Origin of the sequence: Streptomyces acidicola, from assembly GCF_009377235.1 — a bacterium.
GTDB lineage: Bacteria > Actinomycetota > Actinomycetes > Streptomycetales > Streptomycetaceae > Streptomyces > Streptomyces acidicola.
In genome coordinates this window covers 18,432-39,574 of the sequence record NZ_VMNX01000073.1, presented here as the reverse complement: position 1 = coordinate 39,574, position 21,143 = coordinate 18,432, and the positions used below count along the sequence as shown (strand labels likewise).

Annotated in this window: 16 protein-coding genes; 12 read left to right on the top strand and 4 right to left on the bottom strand. The window is 70.0% G+C overall.

Annotated features, from left to right (window positions below; translation table 11 throughout):
* Together FPZ41_RS20395 and FPZ41_RS20390 are read left to right on the top strand one after the other, a co-directional pair.
* A partial coding sequence (locus FPZ41_RS20395) for a PucR family transcriptional regulator (protein ID WP_194236153.1) occupies positions 1–501 on the top strand: 501 nt, incomplete at its 5' end.
* Between the two features lie 523 nt (positions 502–1,024).
* Entirely contained in the window at positions 1,025–2,470 is a 1,446-nt protein-coding gene (locus FPZ41_RS20390) for an aldehyde dehydrogenase family protein (protein WP_152864600.1), read from the top strand.
* A 133-nt stretch (positions 2,471–2,603) separates the two neighbouring features.
* On the opposite strand, the gene FPZ41_RS20385 is transcribed toward FPZ41_RS20390, so the two are convergent.
* Positions 2,604–5,450, bottom strand: a complete 2,847-nt coding sequence (locus FPZ41_RS20385) for a glycoside hydrolase family 3 C-terminal domain-containing protein (protein WP_322620488.1) — start codon at positions 5,448–5,450, stop codon at positions 2,604–2,606.
* Positions 5,451–5,825: 375 nt separating this feature from the next.
* Between FPZ41_RS20385 and FPZ41_RS20375 the strand changes: the two genes are divergently transcribed.
* The 5 genes from FPZ41_RS20375 (at position 5,826) to FPZ41_RS20355 (ending at position 12,740) form a co-directional block, all read left to right on the top strand.
* Complete coding sequence (locus FPZ41_RS20375) at positions 5,826–7,508, top strand: extracellular solute-binding protein (protein ID WP_152864598.1); 1,683 nt, start codon at positions 5,826–5,828, stop codon at positions 7,506–7,508.
* A 26-nt stretch (positions 7,509–7,534) separates the two neighbouring features.
* Positions 7,535–8,620, top strand: coding sequence for an ABC transporter permease (locus FPZ41_RS20370; protein ID WP_322620487.1), 1,086 nt, complete (start codon positions 7,535–7,537; stop codon positions 8,618–8,620).
* On the top strand, positions 8,617–9,579 hold the full coding sequence (locus FPZ41_RS20365; RefSeq protein ID WP_322620486.1) for a carbohydrate ABC transporter permease: 963 nt from the start codon (positions 8,617–8,619) through the stop codon (positions 9,577–9,579). The genes FPZ41_RS20370 and FPZ41_RS20365 overlap by 4 nt, the downstream gene beginning before the upstream one ends.
* A 228-nt stretch (positions 9,580–9,807) precedes the next feature.
* Positions 9,808–11,823: a beta-galactosidase gene (locus tag FPZ41_RS20360; RefSeq protein ID WP_152864596.1), complete on the top strand. Its 2,016-nt coding sequence runs from the start codon at positions 9,808–9,810 to the stop codon at positions 11,821–11,823.
* A 179-nt stretch (positions 11,824–12,002) separates the two neighbouring features.
* Positions 12,003–12,740: a glycoside hydrolase family 12 protein gene (locus tag FPZ41_RS20355; protein WP_152864594.1), complete on the top strand. Its 738-nt coding sequence runs from the start codon at positions 12,003–12,005 to the stop codon at positions 12,738–12,740.
* A gap of 50 nt (positions 12,741–12,790) precedes the next feature.
* Here the strand turns inward: FPZ41_RS20355 and FPZ41_RS20350 are convergent, their stop codons facing one another.
* Entirely contained in the window at positions 12,791–13,228 is a 438-nt protein-coding gene (locus tag FPZ41_RS20350) for a hypothetical protein (RefSeq protein ID WP_152864593.1), read from the bottom strand.
* Positions 13,222–13,932 (bottom strand): TIGR03086 family metal-binding protein, encoded by a 711-nt coding sequence (locus FPZ41_RS20345; RefSeq protein ID WP_152864591.1) that lies wholly within the window; start codon positions 13,930–13,932, stop codon positions 13,222–13,224. The genes FPZ41_RS20350 and FPZ41_RS20345 overlap by 7 nt, the downstream gene beginning before the upstream one ends.
* A gap of 52 nt (positions 13,933–13,984) precedes the next feature.
* Between FPZ41_RS20345 and FPZ41_RS20340 the strand changes: the two genes are divergently transcribed.
* On the top strand, positions 13,985–14,512 hold the full coding sequence (locus tag FPZ41_RS20340; RefSeq protein WP_152864589.1) for a MarR family winged helix-turn-helix transcriptional regulator: 528 nt from the start codon (positions 13,985–13,987) through the stop codon (positions 14,510–14,512).
* A 9-nt stretch (positions 14,513–14,521) separates the two neighbouring features.
* Here the strand turns inward: FPZ41_RS20340 and FPZ41_RS20335 are convergent, their stop codons facing one another.
* Entirely contained in the window at positions 14,522–16,708 is a 2,187-nt protein-coding gene (locus FPZ41_RS20335) for an alpha-galactosidase (protein ID WP_152864587.1), read from the bottom strand.
* Between the two features lie 142 nt (positions 16,709–16,850).
* On the opposite strand from FPZ41_RS20335, the gene FPZ41_RS20330 reads away from it, so the two are divergent.
* The 4 genes from FPZ41_RS20330 to FPZ41_RS20315 all read left to right on the top strand — a co-directional run bounded on the left by FPZ41_RS20330 (position 16,851) and on the right by FPZ41_RS20315 (position 21,121).
* Positions 16,851–17,888, top strand: a complete 1,038-nt coding sequence (locus FPZ41_RS20330; protein ID WP_152864585.1) for a LacI family DNA-binding transcriptional regulator — start codon at positions 16,851–16,853, stop codon at positions 17,886–17,888.
* A 92-nt stretch (positions 17,889–17,980) separates the two neighbouring features.
* Positions 17,981–19,312 (top strand): ABC transporter substrate-binding protein, encoded by a 1,332-nt coding sequence (locus tag FPZ41_RS20325; protein WP_152864583.1) that lies wholly within the window; start codon positions 17,981–17,983, stop codon positions 19,310–19,312.
* A gap of 34 nt (positions 19,313–19,346) precedes the next feature.
* Positions 19,347–20,279: a carbohydrate ABC transporter permease gene (locus tag FPZ41_RS20320; protein WP_152864582.1), complete on the top strand. Its 933-nt coding sequence runs from the start codon at positions 19,347–19,349 to the stop codon at positions 20,277–20,279.
* On the top strand, positions 20,276–21,121 hold the full coding sequence (locus tag FPZ41_RS20315) for a carbohydrate ABC transporter permease (protein WP_322620485.1): 846 nt from the start codon (positions 20,276–20,278) through the stop codon (positions 21,119–21,121). The genes FPZ41_RS20320 and FPZ41_RS20315 overlap by 4 nt, the downstream gene beginning before the upstream one ends.
* The last annotated feature ends 22 nt before the right edge of the window (positions 21,122–21,143 follow it).

Sequence of the window (21,143 nt, the reverse complement as noted above, 5' to 3'; positions counted from 1 at the left end):
GAGTTCGCGCTGGGGCTGGAGGCGGCGCGGGCCGCCACCGCGGTGCGTGACGCGGGGGCGGGTGAGGAGGACGAGTTGGCCGTCGGACTGTCGGCGCCTGCCGGGCCGATCGCCGCGGGGGCCGCGTACAAGCAGGCCGAGCAGGCGTTGTCGGTGGCCCGGCGGCGGGGGCGGGCGTTCGTGGAGCACGAGGAACTGGCGGCCGGGTCCGTGGTGCCGTTGCTGGCCGACGACGCGGTGCGGGCGTTCGCGGACGGGCTGCTGCGGGCGCTGCGCGAGCACGACGCGACCGGGCGGGGGGATCTTGTGGCGTCCCTGCGGGCCTGGTTGTCGAAGCACGGGCAGTGGGACGCGGCCGCGGCGGATCTCGGGGTGCACCGGCATACGTTGCGGTACCGGATGCGGCGGGTCGAGGAGATCCTGGGCCGTTCGCTGGACGACCCGGACGTGCGGATGGAACTGTGGCTGGCCCTGAAGGCGACGGCGGGGGTGGCGGACTAGGCGGGCTGCGGGGTGCCTCCGGCGGTTGGGCCGGGGCGGGTGGCTGGCGTTCTGATGGCTTTTGGCTTTCCGCCGTGGGGGTTCGCGTCGCCTACGCGTGTGTCGTGGGTCGGGGGCGCGCCGGAAGGTCTCCGTCCTCGGTCCGGCGGTTCTGTGGTGTGGTGAGGATGCCCGGCGGCGGACGCCGGCCGCCGCGGGCGGACACCTCCCGACACACCCCCTGCCGCACGTACGCGGCTGCCGGTGCGTGGACGGCCCGGTCGAGACCTCGGGCGCGCCCGTGCTTTTAGGGGCGCGGGGCTGTGTTGAATATGCGGCTCCGCCGCGTGGGCGTGACAGGCCACGGCGGACCCGCAGCCGCCCACGGACAGAACCCGGCAGACGAGACTCACAAACCCACCGGCGATCACGACAAATCGGCGCGTCCGGAGCGAAGAGTTTTACGACTCGGACAAACGACCTGGCGGGCAGCCGGACCTACCGTGGTCATGAACGTACGTTTCGAACGCGGAAGGGCCGGACCATGACTGCCACCCACGCCTTCTGGCTCGCCGGTCGCCAGGCGACCGGCGACACCGGCTTCGATGTCACCTCACCGTGGGACGGCCGACTCGTCGGCAGGGTCAGCCTGCCGACCGACGCCCAGGTGGAGGAGGCCGTGGCCGCCGCGTACGCCGTGCGGGACGAGTTCGCCGCCACCCCGGCCCACGTACGCGCCGCCGCCCTGGACCACGTGAGCAGGCGGCTGGTCGAACGGACCGAGGAGATCGCGCAGCTCATCTCGGCCGAGAACGGCAAGCCGGTCAAGTGGGCCCGCGGTGAGGTCGGACGTGCCGTGTCGGTGTTCCGGTTCGCGGCCGAGGAGGCGCGGCGGTTCAACGGCGGTGAGGCCCAGCGGCTGGACACCGATCTCGGGGGCCAGGGGCGCCTCGCCTTCACGCGGCGGTTCCCGAAGGGCGTCGTGCTCGGCATCGCGCCCTTCAACTTCCCGCTCAACCTGTGCGCCCACAAGGTCGCGCCCGCCCTCGCGGTCGGTACGCCGATCATTCTGAAGCCCGCGCCCGCGACCCCGCTGTCCGCGCTCCTCATCGGGGAACTGCTCGCCGAAACCGAGCTGCCGGCGGGGTCCTGGAGCGTGCTGCCCGTGCCGAACGAGCGGATGCCCTCGCTCGTGCAGGACGAGCGGCTGCCGGTCATCTCGTTCACCGGGTCCGACAAGGTCGGCTACGCGATCATGGACTCGGTGCCGCGCAAGCACTGCACCCTGGAGCTGGGGGGCAACGGCGCCGCTGTCGTCCTCGCGGACTATGCGAGCGATGCGGATCTGGACTGGGCCGCCACGCGTATCGCCACCTTCTCCAACTACCAGGGCGGGCAGTCCTGCATCTCCGTGCAGCGGGTGATCGCGGACGCGGAGGTCTACGAGCGGCTGGTGCCGCGGATCGTCGCCGCCGTCGAGGCTCAGGTGACGGGGGACCCGTCCGACGGAGCGACCGATGTCGGGCCGCTGGTGAGTGAGGACGCCGCGCGGCGGGTGGAGGCCTGGGTCGAGGAGGCCGTCGGGGCCGGGGCCCGGCTGCTGACCGGGGGGAAGCGGGACGGGGCCTCGTACGCGCCGACCGTGCTCACCGAGGTGCCGGCGGACGTCACGATCTCGTGCGAGGAGGTCTTCGGGCCCGTTCTCACCGTGCAGCGTGTGGAGGGGGAGGCGGGCGCCTTCGCCGCCGTCAACGAGTCCAAGTACGGGCTGCAGGCCGGTGTGTTCACGCATGACCTGCAGACCGCGTTCCGGGCGCACCGCGCCTTGGAGGTGGGCGGTGTCGTGATCGGGGACGTGCCGTCCTACCGCGCCGACCAGATGCCGTACGGCGGTGTGAAGCAGTCCGGTGTCGGGCGTGAGGGCGTGAAGTTCGCGATGGACGACTACACGTACGAGCGGGTCATGGTGCTGACCGGGATTCAGCTCTGATCCGGCTCGACGGCGCGGTTCTGTTTGTGACAATCATTTTCATGTAGTCTCCGGGTGTGTCCCGGGACGAAGGGGTCCGGCACCGATGCCTTCCGGTGCCGGACCCCTTGTTGTGTCGGCCTTGTCCGGACCCTCAACCGGAGAAGCCGACGTGCGCGAGCCGCAGCGGGCCGCGCAGCTTCAGATGGACGTCGTGCACGCCGGTGGCCACGATCCCGGCGCTCAGGGTGGCGTAGTCGTACGGGCCCGCGGTGGGCGAGAGGTTCAGGACCGCCAGGACCGGGCCGCCGTTGAGGGAGAACTCGATGGCGCCCTCTCCCGCGGCCTCCATGGTCACTTCGGAGACTCCGGCTTCGAAGTCGCAGTCGTGGAAGAGGAGTTCGCCCGTTCCGTCGGCGGTGGGTGTCACGGCGTCGCCCGACGTCTTTGTGCGGTCGACGATCTGCGTGCCGCGCTGGTCGTCGAAGTCGGCGGCGTTGAGGCCGAGTTCGACGATCGGGCGAGGCGCCGCCGGGGTGCCGTCGAGGTCGATCGTGGTGGTCAGGCGGATGTCCTCGCTGGAGGCCCCCACGAGAAGCTCGTAGGCGCCGGGCTCCCGGCGGTGACGGCTGTGGGCCACGTCCCAGAACTCGAAGGCGGAGAGGGGGAGGTGGAAGGTCAGGTCCGTCGAGGCGCCGGGGGCGAGCGTGACGCGGCGGTGGGCGGCCAGTTCGCGGCGCGGGCGCGGGACCGACGGGTTCACGGCCCTGAGGTAGAGCTGGGCCACTTCGTCGGCTGTGCGCTCGCTCGTGTTGGTGAGCGTGAACGTCACCTTCACCTCGTCGCCGGTCACCCAGTGGGTGAGGTTCTCGTACGTGAATTCCGCGTAGGACAGGCCGTGGCCGAAGGGGAACAGGGGCGTGCCCTCGAAGTACAGGTACGTCTGGCGGCTGCCGATCACGTCGTAGTCGAGCAGGTCGGGCAGGTCCGAGTCGGCGGCGTACCAGGTCTGCGGGAGGCGGCCCGCAGGGGAGACGTCCCCGGCGAGGACGCGGGCCAGGGCGGTGCCCGCCGCCTGGCCGCCGTGCGCGGTCCACAGGACGGCCCGGAGGTCCTCGTGGTCCACGGCGTAGGGGTAGGACGAGGTCAGCACCAGGGCCGTGTCCGGGTTCGCGGCGCGGGCGGCGCGGAGCAGGCGCTCCTGGTGTTCCGGGAGGCGCAGGGTGGTGCGGTCCTGCGTTTCGCGGCCGTTGATGTGCGGGTCGTTGCCCGCGACCACCAGGACGGCGTCCGCCTCGGACGCGGCCCTCGCGACGGATTCCTCACCGCGTTCGGTCACGGCCAGGGTGAAGATCTCGCCGTTCTCCTCGGCAACCTTCACGCCGTCCGCGGCGACACAGACGTGCAGGCCCGTCCCCATGTGCCTGAGGAGGTGACCGTCCTCATGGGATTCGTGGCGTTCCAGACGGAACGTCTCCTGTACGACCCAGCCGCCCGGCTGGTCCGCGGAAGCGCGTACGTAGCCGTCGTCGGCGACCGAGAGGCAGCGGCCGTCCGGGGCGCGCAGGGTGAGGACGCCGTCGCCCCAGTCGACGAGGGCGAGGACGGTGCCGGTCGCGTCGGTGGTCAGCGGGGGGAGGTCCGTGCGGCCCGCCAGGAGCGCGGGGTCGAGGGCGCCCTCCGCGCCGCGTGCCTCGTCGGACGCGTCGGCGGCCTCCGGCACCGAGAGGTACGTTCCCGAGGACGTCCTGAGGCGGATGCGGTCCACGCCCTCGGCGAAGGTGACGCGTTCGGCGCCGAAACGGTCGTACAGGCCCTCCAACGGGGTGGAGCGGTGGATGAGCGTGCCGCTGTACCAGTCGAGCTTGCACTCGTCGGCGAGGAGGCCGACGACCGCGATGCGGGTGTCCTCGGGGAGCGGAAGCAGGTTGTCGTCGTTCTTGAGCAGGACGATCGCCTGACCGGCTGCTTCTTCGGCCAGGGCGCGGTGGGCAGGGGTGTCGAAGTCCCCGACGCCGGCGTGGGGACCGGATCCGGGGTCGAACTCGCCGAGCCGGAAGCGGACGGAGAGCTGGCGGCGGACCGCCCCGTCGATGTCGTCCTCGGTCAGCAGGCCCTGGACCAGGGCGCCCTGGACGCGTGCGACGGTCTTCGAGCTGTCCGTGCCGTGGTCGGTGAAGCTGTCGACGCCGGCGCGGATCGCGGCCGCCGTGGCCTCCTCGTGGGTGTCGAAGTAGTGCTCCGAGTCGACCAGGTTCGAGGGGGCGCCCGCGTCCGAGCAGACGAGGAGGTCCTCGTCGGTCCAGATGCGCAGGTGCTCCTTCAGGTGCGGCGAGACGTGGTTGGGGCGGCCGTTGACCAGGTTGTACGCGGGCATCACCCCGGCCACCGCCCCCGCCCGCACGGTCTCGCGGAAGGCGCGCAGGTCGTACTCGTGCAGGACGCGCGGGCGGACCGAGGAGGAGGTGGTGTCCCGGTTCGTCTCGTTGTTGTGCGCCAGCCAGTGCTTGAGGACCGGGGCCGTGCGCCAGTACGCCGGGTGGTCGCCGCGCAGGCCCCGCGTGTACGCCGTCGCGATGGCCGAGGTCAGCTTCGGGTCCTCGGAGTAGCCCTCCTCGCCCCGGCCCCACAGGGGGTGGCGCAGCAGGTTCACCGTGGGTGCCCACACGTTGAGGCCGACGCGGTCGTCGCGGGCCCGCATGGCGCGGACCTCCGTCGACACCGCCTCGCCGACACGTCGTACGAGGTCCTCGTTCCAGGTCGCGCCCAGCCCGACCGCCTGCGGGAACACCGTGGCGGGTCCCATCCACGCCACGCCGTGCAGCGCCTCCTGACCGGTGCGGAACGCGGCGATACCCAGGCGCTCGACGGCTGGTGCGAACTGGTGCAGGAACGCGATCCGTTCGTCGAGGGTGAGCCGTCCGAGAAGGTCGTCGATGCGCTTCGCGAGAGGCAGCTGCGGATCGCGGAAAGGCGGCGTGGGCGGCGTCTGTGCGGTCACGATGTGGGTCCCCTTGCGATGGAGCGGCGTGGCGCTTTCGAAGCGCTTCGATGCTCATTCGACCCGAGGGTGGGTGTCAAGAGACCAAGGCGCAACAGGTTCGTTTCCTCACCGTCATATGCGGGGTTGGAACTGATCGGTCCGCTCCTCCACACCTCCGAGGAATTGTGGAATCGACTCTTGTGCACCCCCACGGGTTCACTTAACCTCGCAGCAACATCGAAGCGCTTCGACTGCGGAGGATGCGCCTCGCGTGCTCACACCCCTCCGACGTTCACCGCTTCAGCACAGCCAGTTCCACTCAAGACACCGCAGCCGACGGCTTTCTCGCCGTGTGTCCTGGTGTGCGCCATGAAGGCATGAAGGGTTGACGCAATGACGCCGAACTCCGCCACTTCCGCTCCGAGCCGGAGAAGCTTCCTCGCCTCCACGGCGGTCGCCGCAGCCGCGGTGGCCGGAGGCGTGCCGCTGCTGTCCGCCTGCGGCGGCTCGCAGTCGGGCAGCAAGGACGGCACCACCTCGGGGAAGGACGCGGCGAAGATCCTCCCGGCGTACGTGGCCTCGACCGTCGTGGCGCCCGACATCCCGGCGAAGAACGGATCGGCGGCCGGCTTCAGCAAGGCGATCGCCACCGCGGACCTGAAGACCTCGGTGACGAAGAAGCTCGGCAGCGGCGGCAAGCTCAAGATCATGTCCCCGTTCTGGGGGACCCCGCCGAAGGACGACAACCCGTACTACACGGCCATGAACGAGGCCATCGGCGTCGAGGTCACCTGGCGGAACCAGGACGGCGTCACCTACGACGAGAAGCTCGGCGCGGTCCTCGCCTCCAGCGACATCCCCGACGTCGTGGTCGTGCCCGGCTGGAACCTCAACGGCAAGATCCCCGGCGCCATCAACGCCAAGTTCGCCGACCTCGGCCCCTACCTGTCCGGCGACAAGGTCAGGGACTACCCGAACCTCGCCGCCGTCCCCACCGATGCCTGGCAGCGCGGCATCTTCGGCGGGCAGCTCCGTGCGATCCCGTTCCCCGCCCCGCAGGTCACCGACATCGCGCCCCTCTACCGCAAGGACCTCTTCGAGAAGAAGGGGTACAGCGTCCCGACGAGCCCCGACGAGTTCCTGTCCTGGGCGAAGGAGGCCACCGACGCCAGATCGAAGGTCTGGGCCTGCGACGACATGAAGTGGACGGCGTTCAACGTCTTCGGTGTCCTGTCGGGCAGCGACAAGGCGCTGTGGTGGAACATGGACGGCGGCAAGCTCGTCAACCGCATCGAGACCGAGGAGTACCTCGAAGCCCTGGAGTGGACGCGCAAGCTCTACGCGGCCAAGGTGGTGCACCCGGACGCGGTCTCCGGCAAGGCGGGCGGCAACCCGGGCAACCGCCTCACCGCAGGACAGGTGCTGGTCTACAGCCAGAACATCTCCGACTGGTGGGGCAAGACGGCCGAACAGCGCACCCAGAACCCGGACTTCGAGATCGCCGCGTTCGACATCTTCGGCCCCGACGGCGGCGACCCGAAGCTGTGGGCCGTCCAGCCCGCCAACATCTTCACCTTCATCAGCAAGACGGCGTCCGAGCAGCAGATCAAGGACTTCCTCGCCGTCTGCAACTTCTGCGCCGCGCCGTACGGCACCAAGGAGTTCATGCTCACCGCCTACGGCGTCGAGGGCACGGACTACGAGACCGAGAAGGGCCTGCCGGTCAAGACCACCCAGGGCGTCAACGAGGTCAACGGCGCCTTCGACTACACCGGCAACCCCGCCCCGTACATCGCCTACCCCGACTTCCCCGACGTCACCAAGGGCATGGTCGAGTGGCAGCAGCGCATGGGCGCCTTCACCATGAAGTCCTCCTTCTTCGGACTGACCGTCACCGAGCCGAACCGCTGGGCCAACCTCGCCGACAGCTTCGAGCAGCTCGAGGACGACGTCGTGCGCGGCCGCAAGAAGATCAGCGATGTGCAGCAGGCCGTGTCCGACTGGAAGAGCAAGGGCGGCGACGAACTCCGCGACTGGTACAAGAAGCTGCTCGACGACACCGGTTCGGCGAACTGATCCGGGGCCGAGGCAAGGAGAAGGCCGTGTCCCACAGCACGGTGCCTCGGTCCGCGGCCGAGGCGGAGACCCCCGCGAAGACTCCGGCGGGGTCCGGCGGCGCCGCCGGACCCCGGTCCCGGTTCCAGTCCTGGTTCCGGTTCCGGTTCCGGTTCCGGGACAGGAAACGCTCGGGAAACTCGGGGAAGCTGAGCCTCCGGCTCAGATTCAGGCGCGACCGCACGCTGCTCCTGATGGTGCTGCCGGCGGTGCTGCTGATCCTGGTCTTCAACTACATACCGATCCTCGGCAACGTGGTCGCCTTCCAGGAGTACGACCCGTACCTCAGCGAGAACGGCTTCAGCGCCATCTTCCAGAGCCCCTGGGTGGGCTTCGAGCAGTTCGAGCGGATCTTCGCGGACTCGGGCTTCTGGCACGCGGTGCAGAACACGTTCGTGCTGTTCTTCCTGCAACTGGTGCTGTTCTTCCCGGTCCCCATCCTGCTCGCGCTGCTCATCAACAGCGTGGTCAGGCCCCGGGTGCGGGCGGTCGCCCAGGCGGTCATGTATCTGCCGCACTTCTTCTCCTGGGTCCTCGTCGTCACCGTCTTCATGCAGATCTTCGGCGGCGCGGGCATCATCGCGCAGACCCTCCGCCGGCACGGCTACGAGGGCTTCGACCTGATGACCAACCCGGAGATCTTCAAGTACCTGGTCACGGCCGAGACCATCTGGAAGGACGCGGGCTGGGGCATCATCGTCTTCCTCGCCGCGCTGTCGTCCGTCTCCAACGACCTGTACGAGGCCGCCGCCATGGACGGCGCCGGCCGCTGGCGGCGCATGTGGCACATCACGCTGCCCGCCCTGCGCCCGGTGATCGCCCTCCTGTTGGTACTGCGCGTCGGCGACGCACTCACCGTCGGGTTCGAGCAACTACTGCTGCAACGGCAGGCCGTGGGTGTCGACGCCTCCGACGTCCTCGACACCTATGTGTGGTGGAACGGCATCCGCAACCAGGACTTCAGCTACGCGGCCGCCGCGGGCCTCATCAAGGGCGTGGTCGGCCTGGCACTGGTGCTGACCGCCAACAAGGTCGCCCATCTCATGGGTGAGCAGGGGGTGTACAAGAAGTGACCGCCGTCCTCGACCAGCCGGCCGGCGAGCGGCCGGCACAGTCGGCTCCGAAGAAGCCGACCCCCTGGGCCGCACCACCGCGCCCCGTCTGGGAGGAGGAGCCGTCCCGGGCCGGCCTGGCGAGCAAGGGCCTCGTCCTCGGCATCGCCTGCCTGGCGATCCTCTTCCCCCTGTGGGTCGTCATCGTCACCAGCCTCCAGTCGAAGAAGACCATCGACGAGGCCGGCGGTCTGGTGGTCGTCCCCAAGGGCATCACCTTCGTCGCCTACCAGGAACTCCTCAGCGGCGGCCAGGTGCAGAGGGCCGCTCTTGTCAGCATCGGCGTGACGGTCGTCGGCACACTGTTCAGTATGGCCGTGTCGGTGCTGAGCGCGTACGGCCTCTCCCGCAGCGGCTCGCTCGGCCACCGCTGGATCCTGATGACGCTGCTCGCGACCATGTTCTTCGGCGCGGGCCTGATCCCGACCTATCTGCTGGTGCAGGCCCTCGGTCTCACCGACACCTACCTGGCGCTGATCCTCCCCAGCGCCGTGAGCGTCTTCAACATCCTGGTCCTGCGCTCGTTCTTCATGGGCATCTCCCAGGAACTGATCGACAGTGCCCGCATCGACGGCGCCGGCGACTGGCGCATCCTGTGGAAGATCGTCATGCCGCTCTCACGCGCCGTCCTCGCGGTGATCGCCCTCTTCTACGCGGTGGGCTACTGGAGCGCCTGGTTCAACGCGTCGATCTACCTCACCGACCAGGACATGATGCCGCTGCAGAACGTCATGATCCAGCTCGTCCAGAAGCAGGAACGCCCGGTGGGCCTGACCGCCCAGATCAACACCGGACAGCTCTCCCCGCTCGCCATCCAAATGGCGGTCATGGTGATGGCGCTGCTCCCTGTCGCCGTCCTCTCGCCCTTCGTCCAGAAGCACTTCAAGAAGGGCATGCTCACCGGCGCGGTCAAGGGCTGACACCCCGGCCGCGCCCCCGGAACTCCGCTGTGTCCGGCCGTGCCTGTCACCCGGCCGGACACGGCGGAACCCACGGGGACGCCCCGCTGGGTGCCCGGCCACGACCCGCCCCGCCCCGCCGCTAGCTCCCCGTGGAACGAGGTATGTCATGCACACCACACAGCTGCACACCATGCAGCCGCACACCACGCAGCCGAGCCGCGGTATCCCGTACGGGGAGCTCGACCGATGACCCCCGGCAGCGACGCGCAGGACGCACCCGGAGCGCGGGCGGCGAGGCCGGACCTCTCCTCCGCCACCCGCGGCCGCATTCTCTTCGGCGGCGACTACAACCCCGAACAGTGGCCCGAGGAGGTCTGGCACGAGGACGTACGCCTCATGAAGGAGGCAGGCGTCAACTCCGTCACGCTCGGCGTCTTCTCCTGGGCGAAGCTCGAACCGCGCCCGGGGGTACGTGAGTTCGGCTGGCTGGACACGCTCATGGACCTGATGCACGCGGGAGGCATCGGCGTCGTCCTCGCCACCCCCACCTCCTCGCCCCCACCGTGGATGGGCCGCCTCCACCCCGAGACGCTGCCGCGCGACGAGGACGGGCAGACCGAGTGGTGGGGCTCCCGCCAGCACTTCTCCCACTCCAGCGCCACCTACCGCCGTTACGCCGCCGCCATCACCGAGGACCTCGCCGCCCGCTACGGCAGCCACCCCGCCCTCACCATGTGGCACATCAACAACGAGTACTGCACCTACGACTGGGGCGACGAGGCGGCCGCCGCCTTCCGCCGCTGGCTCCAGAACAGATACGGCACGCTCGACGCCCTCAACGAGGCCTGGGGCACGGCGTTCTGGGGTCAGGGATACGACGGCTGGCACGAGATCCTGCCGCCGCGCCGGGCCCACTACATGAAGAACCCCACCCACGTCCTGGACTTCAGGCGCTTCACGAGCGACATGCTCCTGGAGTGTTACGTCATCGAGCGCGACATCGTCCGCCGGCACACCCCGCACATCCCGGTCACCACCAACTTCATGCCGATGTGGGTGGGCCAGGACGCGTGGCGGTGGGCCGAGGAGGAGGACGTCGTCTCCGTCGACCTCTACCCGGACCCGCGCGACCCGTTCGGAGCGCAGAACGGCGCCCTGGTCCAGGACATGACCCGCTCCCAGGCGGGCGGTGGTCCCTGGATGCTCATGGAACAGGCCGCCGGTGCCGTCAACTGGCGAGGCGTCAACCACCCCAAGCCGCCCGGTCTCAACCGCCTCTGGTCCCTCCAGGCCGTCGCCCGCGGCGCCGACGCCGTCTGCTACTTCCAGTGGCGCCAGTCCCGCCAGGGCGCCGAGAAGTTCCACTCCGGGATGGTCGGCCACGCGGGGGAGCAGGGTCGTACGTTCCAGGAGATCAAGCGGATCGGCGCCGAACTGTCTCTGATCGGCGAAGAAGTGACAGGACATCACATCACCTCCGACATCGCCCTCCTCCACGACTGGAACTCCTGGTGGGCCGGCGCCCAGGACGGCCGGCTCTCCTCCGAGGTCGACTACCCGCAGGTCGTACGGGCCTGGCACCGCGCCCTGTGGGAGGCCCACCTCACCACCGCGTTCGCCCACCCCGAGCACGACCTGTCCTCGTACCGGCTCGTCGCCGTACCGCAGCTCTACCTGCTGGGCGACGCCGCGATCGAGAACCTCCTCGCCTACGTACGCGGCGGCGGCACCCTCGTCTGCGGCTTCCTGACCGGAGTGTCCGACGAGGACGACAGGGTACGGCCCGGCGGCATGGACGCGCGGCTACGGGAGCTGTTCGGCATCCGCACGCTGCACGAGTGGTGGCCGCTCGACGCGGGGGAGCACGCCGAGTGCGAGGGCTTCCACGGCACCCTGTGGTCCGAGGAACTCCAGGCGGCGGACGCGGACGTGGTCGCCCGCTACAAGGGCGGCGAGCTGGACGGGCTGCCGGCCGTCCTGCGCAAGGGCCGCGCCTGGTACGTGTCCACGCTGCCCGAACCCGCCGCGCTGCGTGACCTGCTGGCGGGTGTGGCGGACGGCGCGGGCGTACGGCCGGTGCTCGACGGGCTGCCCGCGCAGGTGGAGGCGGTCCGCCGCGGCGATCTCCTCTTCGTGCTCAACCACGGGCGCGACGAGATCACGGTCGACGTGCCGGGCACCCACCGCGACCTGCTGACCGGGGCGACGGTCACCGGCTCGCTGGTCCTCGACCGGTACGGCGTGGCGGTGCTGAAGCCATGAACGCGCCTCCGAGGCACCACCGCTTCCTCCGGCACCCACCGCTTCCTCCGGCACCCACCGCTTCCTCCGGCGCCGGGCAACTCGGTCCCGCCGCCGGAGAAGACCACGTCCTCACCTGAGGCGTGGTGATCTCCCTCGCAATTCTCTCCGCAATTCCCCCCACCCATGGAAGGGACACCATGGCAAAGAGCGCACAGAGCACGAGCACACAGAGCACACTGCGCAAGATCACCATGGCGGTGCTGGCGCCGGCGATGGCCGTCGGCGCCACCGTCGGTCTCGCCTCCGCCCCCGCCTCGGCCGCCATCTGGAACTCCTGCGACCAGTGGGGCAACACGAACCTGAACGGCTACACGCTCTACAACAACATCTGGGGCTCCGGCGCCGGCAGCCAGTGCGTCTGGGCCAACTCCGGCACCAACTGGGGCGTCTGGGCCGACCACCCCAACACCGGCGGCATCAAGTCCTACCCCAACTCCAAGAAGGTGATCAACAAGCCGATCACCTCCATCGCCTCGCTCACCAGCAGCTACAACGTCACCGTCCCGTCCTCGGGCGCGTACAACACCTCGTACGACATCTGGGACACGGACTACGACTACGAGATCATGCTCTGGGTCAACTACAACGGCGCCGTCGGCCCGCTCGGCACCCCGCAGGGTTCGGCCACCCTCGGCGGCCACACCTGGAACGTCTACAAGGGCAACAACGGCTCCAACGAGGTGTTCTCGTTCCTGCGCACCTCGGACTCCAACTCCGGCACCGTCAACATCCTCCCGATCCTCAAGTGGATCAAGGACACCAAGGGCTGGTTCGGCAACGAGACCATCGGCGACGTCCAGTTCGGCTACGAGATCACCTCGTCGTCCGGCGGCCTGGACTTCACCACGAACAACCTGACCGTCAGCAGCAGCTGAGCGAGGGCCCGGGCCGGTGCCGTCCCCCACGCGGTACCGGCCCGGGCGGTTCAGTGGCCGTGCCCGGCCCCGGCGACTCCGTTCCCACGGCTTCGGCCCTCCGGGGGTTTCGTCCTCAGCGCGGCCTGCGCCCGGCTCCAGGTGGCCCGCGGGTCGAATCCGTCCGCCTGCCAGGTGGCGGAGGCCAGCGTGCCGCGTCCCTTGTAAGCGCGCATGACGGCGACATGGGGCGGCCAGGCGATGAAGCCGTGCAGGGCGGCCGTGTCGCGCCAGACGGCCACGGCTCCGCACCGGCGGGCGGTGGGGATCGTCCACAGCCACATCCCGTACGCCCCGTCGAGCTCCGGCCAGTGCGCCGCCAGCCGGCGGGCCTCACCGTAGACGCCCGGCAGGTCCCTGAGCCTGTCGAGTGTGAAGTCGGTGACGCTGACCAGCACCGGGCCGCTGTGGCCGTGAGCCTGACCGGCGGTCCACGAGGACCTCAGCATGGCGTGTCCCGGACGGCCAGACCCCGGTGCGAGCCGGGTGCCGTGTCGCCGGAGGGGCCGCTCCGGTCCGGAGAGAGACCTGACGAGCGACCCGGCGAGCGACCCAGGGCCAGCAGGATCCGTTCCAGCGTGCTCGCCTCGTCGTCCGCGGGCAGTGCCGGCCGGAACGGGCTGTCCGGAGCGAGGCGGTAGTCGCCGTCCGGGACGGCGTGGGCCACGGGCAGTGCGGCGGCCAGGAGTTCGGGCCCGGGTTCGTAGGTGAGGCCCAGGCTGACGGCGACATCCCAGCTGTGGACCACATAGTCGAGAAGGTGGAAGCCGATGGCCTGAGCAGCCGGGAACCTCTGGACGGGAGGCAGTTCGGGGAGGACGAAGGGGCGGTCGGGGGCGGTCACGGTCGCGAACGCGGCGATAACCTGCTCCGCCGCTTGGCCGTACTCTGCGGCGGCGGCAGCAGCGTCGACGGCGAGCGGGCGCACCCTCCAGTGCGCGAGGTCCCGGCCGTGCCCGCGGGCGGCCGCCGCGAAGCCGCGGTGCTGGGCCGTCATATGGGCGAGCAGGCCGGTCAGTGTCCACTCCGAGCAGGGCGTCGGGCGGAGCAGGTCGTCCGGGGTCACCTGGCGGACCAGGGCCACACTGTCCCGGACCGCCTGCGCGTCGAGGTGCCGTAACCGGTCGAGGTCCCCGAGGGGATTAGTAGGCATGTGCTTACGATGTGCTTAAGCTTATCAATTGTCAACCGGTATGTTCTTGACCATGGCCGAGAACGCAGTCCAGGGAGGCACCGGTGACATCCCGTCGGGTGGACGGCCGACCCGGCCCGACCTCGCCGAGATGGTCGCGCCGCTGCTCCGCACCCTGATGGCCGCGGAACAACCGGTCCTCGACGCACACGGGCTGACGATGTGGGCGTACGCCGTGCTCCTGCACCTCGACGAGACACCGATCCGTACCCAGGCCGCCCTGGCCGAGGCCATCCGGGCGGACAAGACCCGCATCATCGCTGTCCTCGACGACCTGGAGAGCCGCGCACTGATCGCCCGTCGGCCCGACCCCAAGGACCGGCGGGCGCGGCTGCTGTCCCTCACCGAGGAGGGCCGACGCCTGCGGGACACCGTCCAGACCGCGATCCAGAAGGGCGAGGACCGGCTGCTCGCCCAGCTGCCGGCCGCGGACCGCGACGGTTTCCTCAGGGGCCTCCAGGCCCTGTCCGCCCTGGCGGAGCCGGGAGCGGGCGACCCCGGACAGGGGACGACGGGCCGGCGCCCGCCCCCGCCCCAGTAGTGCCTTCGCTCACGGGGTCGGCGCGTCGAGACGGATCAGCAGCGCGGCGGGCGTGCGCGGCAGCGACACCCGCAGGCCGTCCCCGTCCCAGACCGCCGAGCCGGCGACCGGAGCCGACGGGTGCAGGATCTCCGCACGGACTGTACGGGCCGTACGGACCTCCCCGCCCGCCAAGTGCCCGAGCCGAAGCCGCACTTCGCGGTGCCCCACTTCGCTCTGCCCGCCCCGCCGCCACACCGACACGTACGACGGCCCGCCCGGCACCCGCATCCCCAGCGCCACCCATTCGTCCGTCCACCCTGGCAGACCGAGCGGCCAGAACGGCACGGCCCGTGCGAGGTCGGCGCGGATTGCCTTGTACGTCTCCACCGCGTGCCGTACGAGCCCGAGTTGGTGCTCCGACATGTGGTTCAGGTGGCCGGAAAGGTGGATGCGGCCGAGCAGTGCCCCGCCGAGGGCGAAGGTGATCAGGTCGGCGTCGTACTCGGGCTGCGGGTACGCCCAGACGGCGCCCTGCTCGGGCGGGACCGCGGTCGGCGCGGCGGCGGCGATCGGTGGGAGGCGCAGCGGGTCCTGCTGGTCGCTGGTGGACTGGAGTTGGGTGACGGCCAGGGTGGCGCCGTCCATGCGCATGCCACCGGACGCGCAGTTCTCCACGACCAGCCCGGGGTACCGGTCCAGGACGCCGGACAGCCAGTCCAGATAGGCCTGGGCGTGGCCCAGCAACCCGGCGCCCGGTGAGACATCACCAGGGGCGCACGTCCCCGGGTCGACCACGATGTTGTAGTCCAGCTTGAGATAGCCCACGCCCCAGTCCCCGACGATCCGGTCCACCGTCTTGTCGAGGTGCGCGCGGGCGGCCGGGTGCCTCAGGTCGAGCTGGTGGCGGCCCTGTTCGGCCAGGCGCACGCCGTCGCGCTGGAAGAAGGCCTCCGGAGGGAGCGCCGACGCGATCGGGCTGCGGACGCCGACGACCTCCGGCTCCAGCCACAGCCCTGGCACCATGCCGCGCTCGCGGATGCGATCCAGGACCGCCCTCAGGCCGCCGTCGGGGAAGCGGCGCGGCGAGGGCAGCCATTCGCCGACGCTGTCCCACCAGCCCTCGGTGTCGTCGTCGTACCAGCCGGAGTCGATGCAGAAGTACTCCGCTCCGGCGTCGGCGGCCGCGTCGATCAGCGGCAGCAGCTTCTCGGTCGTCGGGTCGCCCATGAGGGTGTTCATGTAGTCGTTGAAGACGACGGGGAGTGTGGTGTGGTCCGGGTGCGGGCGGCGCACTGCACGGCGGTACGAGGTCAGGGCAGCCATCGCGTCGTCGAGGCCGGAGCCCACGGCCAGCGCCGCCGGGACGGTCGTGAACTCCTCGCCCGGGGCGAGCCGGACCCGCCACTGGTGTTCCGCGTCCGTGGGGCCGTTCAGCGCCAGATACGTGCCGTGGGCGCGTTCGCCCAGGTCCCAGCGCCAGCCGGCCGGGGACTCGATCTGCCACAGCCAGGTCCGGCCGCCGCCCCGCTCCGTCAGCGCCCCCATCGGCAGGTGGCCGTCGGTGGGCCAGCTGCCGCGGCCGGTGAGGACGAGGGCGGCGCGGCTGTCGTGCTGGTGGGCGTCCACGTGGATGTCGGCGACGGTGTCGCGCAGGGGTTCCGTGTACCAACGGCACTCGGCGAGCCAGTCGTTGCGGGCCCGGTGCACGTCGAGTGCGCCGGGGGAGGGCAGACCGCCGAGCAGCAGGCTGCTGACGGACTGGAGGACGAGGGGTTGTGTTCCCTCGTTGCGGAGTCGGACACGGGAGCGGAGCACCGGCAGCCCCGTGGGGAAGGACAGTTCGACGAACGCGGTCAATCCCGTTGCCGGATCGTGGAGTTCGACGGTGAGCCACTCCCAGCCCGCTCCGCTGCCGCTGTCGTGACCCCGGTACGCGAGCCGCGTACCGAAGGCCGTGCCGGTGAAGCGGGGCCCTGACCAGCCGCTGCCGTGGCCCAGGGCGGTCAACTCGACCAACGGCAGCGCGGTTTCGGGGTCCACAGCGTCACCAGTACCTCCAGTACCACCAGTACCACCAGTGTCACCGGAGCTTCCCAGCCGCACCAGCCGCAGGGTTCCGTCGCCGGCCGTCGCGAATTCGGCGTTCAGGGCCGGGTGGCCCCAAGTGAACGCCGTGTGCGGGAAGTCGGGGTCACTCGTCGTTGCCTCCGCCATGTCGGTCAAGGTGCTACCCCCTTCTGAGCCGCCCCATCCGTACGCCGCCCACACGCCGGACTGCCGGACTGTCGGACGCGCTCGCGTGAATCCCTCGTTACGGTCTCTTGACGGCCCATGTGTGACCGGTCACAATCCTGGCATGAATGTGACCGGTCACACAAGGCGCCCGGCGAGCATCCGGGATGTCGCGACCGCCGCCGGAGTCTCGTACCAGACCGTCTCCCGGGTGATCAACGGCCATCCCAGCGTCAAGCCGTCCACTCGCGAACGGGTGCTCGCCGCCATCGACGAACTGGGCTTCCGGCGCAACGCCACCGCGCTCGCCCTGGCCAGCGGACGCAGCAGGGCCGTGACCGTACTCACCGCCAACACCACCCACTACGGCTACGCCTCGATCCTCCGGGGCGTCGAGGAGGCCGCCCGTGCCGCGTCGTACGCGGTGGGCATCGGCGTCCTCGAATCGGCGGAGCAACCCGCCGTCGCCGCCGAGGTGCAGCGGGCCGCGGACGCCGGCGGCGGACTGATCGTGATCGCCTACGATCCGGCGGGCGTACGGGCCCTGGCCGCCGTCCCGGCCGAACTTCCGGTCGTCGGCGTCGTCGAGACTCCCGCGAGCCCGCCCGGTGGCGACCGCCCCTGGGTGTGGACCGACGACCGCGAGGCCGCTCACGAGGCGACCCGTCATCTGCTCTCCCTCGGCCACGAGACCGTGCACTACGTCGCCATCCCGTCCAGCACCCGCCGCACCAGCGCCCGTACCACCGGCTGGCGTCAGGCGCTGAAGGAGGCCGGAGCGCCCGAACCCCGCCCCGTGCAGGGGAGTTGGGGCCCAGCGGGTGGTCATGCGGCGGGCCGCGAACTCGCCAAGGACCCGGCCGTCACCGCGATCCTGTGCGGCAACGACGACCTCGCGCTCGGGGTGCTCCGCGCCCTGCACGAGGCCGGCCGGTCCGTGCCCGGAGAGGTGAGCGTGGCCGGGTTCGACGACGCCCCGCACTCCGCCTATCTCACCCCGTCGCTGACGACCGTACGCCTGGACTTCACCGGCCTCGGACGGGCCGCGTTCGCCCTGTTGCACGGTGTGCTGGAGAAGTCCGCCCAGATCGCCCCGCACCCCGTCTCCGTACCGGAACTGGTGGTGCGGGAGAGCTCGGGGCCGCCCTCGGCCAGGGGCTGACCCTCCCCGCACGAGCACCGCTGTTCCGAATCCGTTCCGAATCCGTTCCGAATCCTGCCCTGCCCTGAACCACCGTTCTCGAAAGGCGCGCGATGAAGACAAGAGCCCTCCCCACTCTGGCGCTCCTCTGCGCCGTCGGCCTGGCCGCCACCGCCTGCAGCGACCCCACCGCGGGCGACTCCGGCAGCAATGGCCCGGACGCGAGGAAGACGGCAGTCGATCCCACCGCCCGCCTGGACGGCGTGAAGCTGACCATGTGGACCGCGCAGAACACCGTCAACGCGCCCAAGCAGGTCATCGACGCGTTCGAGAAGGCCACCGGAGCGAAGGTGGAGACCCAGGCCATCCCGGACCTGTACGAGCAGAACGTGCCGACCAAGCTGGCCTCCGGCGACCGGCCCGACCTGATGTTCTGGCAGCCGTCCATCTCCACGCTGCCCTTCGTCCAGCCGCAGCAGAACCTCCTCACCCTCGACGGGGAGCCGTGGGTGTCCAAGCTCGGCGACACCGAGAAGTCGCTCGGCGTCATCGACGGCAAGCGGTACGCGGCCATCGTCACCAGCCCCGCCATGCTCGGCGTCTACTACAACAAGGACGTCTTCCAGCAGGCCGGACTCACCGAGAAGGACTTCCCGAAGTCGTACGACGAACTGCTGGCGCTGGGCCACAAGGTCGTCGACAAGACCGACGCGGCCGCCTTCTACGAGGCCGGCGGCGACAAGTGGCCCCTGCAGTGGCAGATGCAGGTCCAGCTCACCGACCTCGCCAACTCGTGGTGGGCCGATCTGAACGAGAACAAGGAGAAGTGGACCGACCCGGTCGTCGTCGACGCCGTCAAGAAGTACAAGGACAAGCTCCTCGACGCCGGGCTCGCCCAGAAGAACTACCGGACCGGCACCTTCACCGGGCAGGCCGACGCCCTGTGGAAGGGCGACGCAGGCATGGTCCTCAACGTCACCTCCTTCCAGAGCCAGTTGCAGGCCAAGCACTCCACCGCCGACATCGACCAGAAGATCGGCTGGTTCCCGATCGCCAACTCCTCCGCCACCGGCATGTACTCGCCCGACCAGACCAACGGTGTCGTCGCCTTCAAGACCGGTGACGACAAGCGGCAGAACGCGGCCCGCCAGTTCCTCGCCTTCTGGCTCGGCCCCGACTACCCCGACTACATCAAGGCGATGAAGATCCCGTCCGTGCAGCCGTCCGTGCCGACCCCTGACGGCCTCCCGCAGACGTCCGAGGCGCAGGTCGCGGCCCTGCCAGGCGCCATCGGGGTCTTCCAGGCCAAGGCGATCGTCGCCCCCGACACGCACCTCTACCTCGCCGACATGATCTTCGGCAAGAAGAACCCGCAGCAGGTCGCGCAGGCGATCCAGGACCAGTTCGCGCAGGTGGCCAAAGCCCAGGGCGCGCCGGGCTTCTAGACGACCAAGACGACCACGGGGCGGGGACAAACCGATGGCGGACACAGCCATACGCACGCGACGTACGCGCAAACAGTTGCCCGTGGAGGGCACGCGGAAGAGAGTCGGACGGCTGCCGCGCGCCGCCGTGCACCACCCCTGGTGGTTCGCGCTCCCCGCGATCGTCGTCTTCGCGGGCTTCTTCCTGGTACCGAACCTGCTCAACTTCTACTACTCGTTCACCAACTGGTCCTCGTACCACCCGGACATCGCCTTCACGGGCCTCGACAACTTCCGGACCATCGCCGACGACGGCTCGCTGCTGCGCGCGATCCGCACGACCCTGCTGTACGCGCTGCTGGCGGCGCTGTTCCAGAACGGCTTCGGGCTGGTGCTGGCGCTGCTGCTGGAGGACGACAGCCGGTTCAACCGGTTCTTCCGGGCGGTCTTCTTCCTGCCGGTGTTGATCTCGGCGCTCGCGACCGGGTATGTCTTCCAGGCCCTGCTCGACCAGGACGGCGCCGTCAACTCCGTCCTCGGCACGGACGTTCCGTGGCTGGGCTCGACGACGTGGACGCTGGTCCTGGTCACCCTCATCCACGGCTGGAAGTGGATGGGCCTGTCCATGCTGATCTATCTCGCCGGGCTCAAGGGCATCCCCGGCGACATGCTCGAAGCCGCGCGAATGGACGGCGCCGGGCCCTGGCGGACCTTCTGGTCGGTGCGCTGGCCGATGCTCGCGCCGGCCGTCACCTTCAACGTCACCACCGCGCTGATCGGCTCGATGAACACCTTCGACATCGTGCAGGCCACCACGGGCGGCGGCCCCGCCGCCTCCACGGAGGTCTTCAACATCTACATGTTCCGGATCTTCGGACAGGGCCTGTACGCCCAGGCCTCCGCGATGAGCCTCGTCCTGTTCCTGGTGGTCGTCGCTGTCGCGATCCCGCTGGTGGTCGGCCTGAGGCGAAGGGAGCAGATGCTGTGAGCACCACCACTGCGGGCCCGTCTGTCGCCTGGCGGTACGGCCGCCCCGCCCTCGTCCTCCTCCTCGCCGCTCTCGCCGTCGGCGTACCGCTGTGGCTGGTCGCCGTCACCTCGGCCAAGCCGCAGGCCGAGGCCATCAAGCCCAACCTGGACCTGCCGGGGCAGTGGCAGCCCGGCAGCAACTACGAGAACGCCGTCAGCCAGGGCCAGATGCTGCGCGGGTTCCTCAACTCGCTGCTGGTCGTGGTGCCCTCGGTGGTCCTCGTGCTGATCCTCGGCGCGGGCGCCGCCTGGGTGTTCGCGCGCAGGAAGTCGAAGCTGGTGTCGGCCGCGTACGCGCTGTGCATCAGCGGACTGCTGCTGCCGCCCGCCGTCATCACCATCGTGATGGAGTTGCGACAGCTGGGCCTGGCGAACACCCGGCCCGGAATGATCGCCGTCTACACCGGCATGTATCTGTCGACGTCGATCTTCTTCATGACCGGCTTCATCCGCGCCATCCCCGTGGAACTGGAGGAGGCGGCACGGATCGACGGGGCGAAGCCGTCACGGATCTTCGTACGGATCGTCCTGCCACTGCTCAGGCCGGTCATCGCCACCGCGACGATCATGGTCATGCTCTACGCCTGGAGCGACATCTTCTACGCCTTCTTCGTCCTCGGCGGCGGCGAGCGGGCCACCCTCCCGCTGAACCTCTACCAGGTCGCCAGCGCCCAGCTCTACCTCAACAACTGGCATCTCGTCTTCGCGTACGTCGTGGTGATGAGCCTGCCCATGGTCGCCGTGTTCCTCGTCGGCCAGCGAAAGATCGTGTCCGGAATCACCAGTGGAGCCGTCAAGTGACTGGAGGACCAGCAGAGTGATC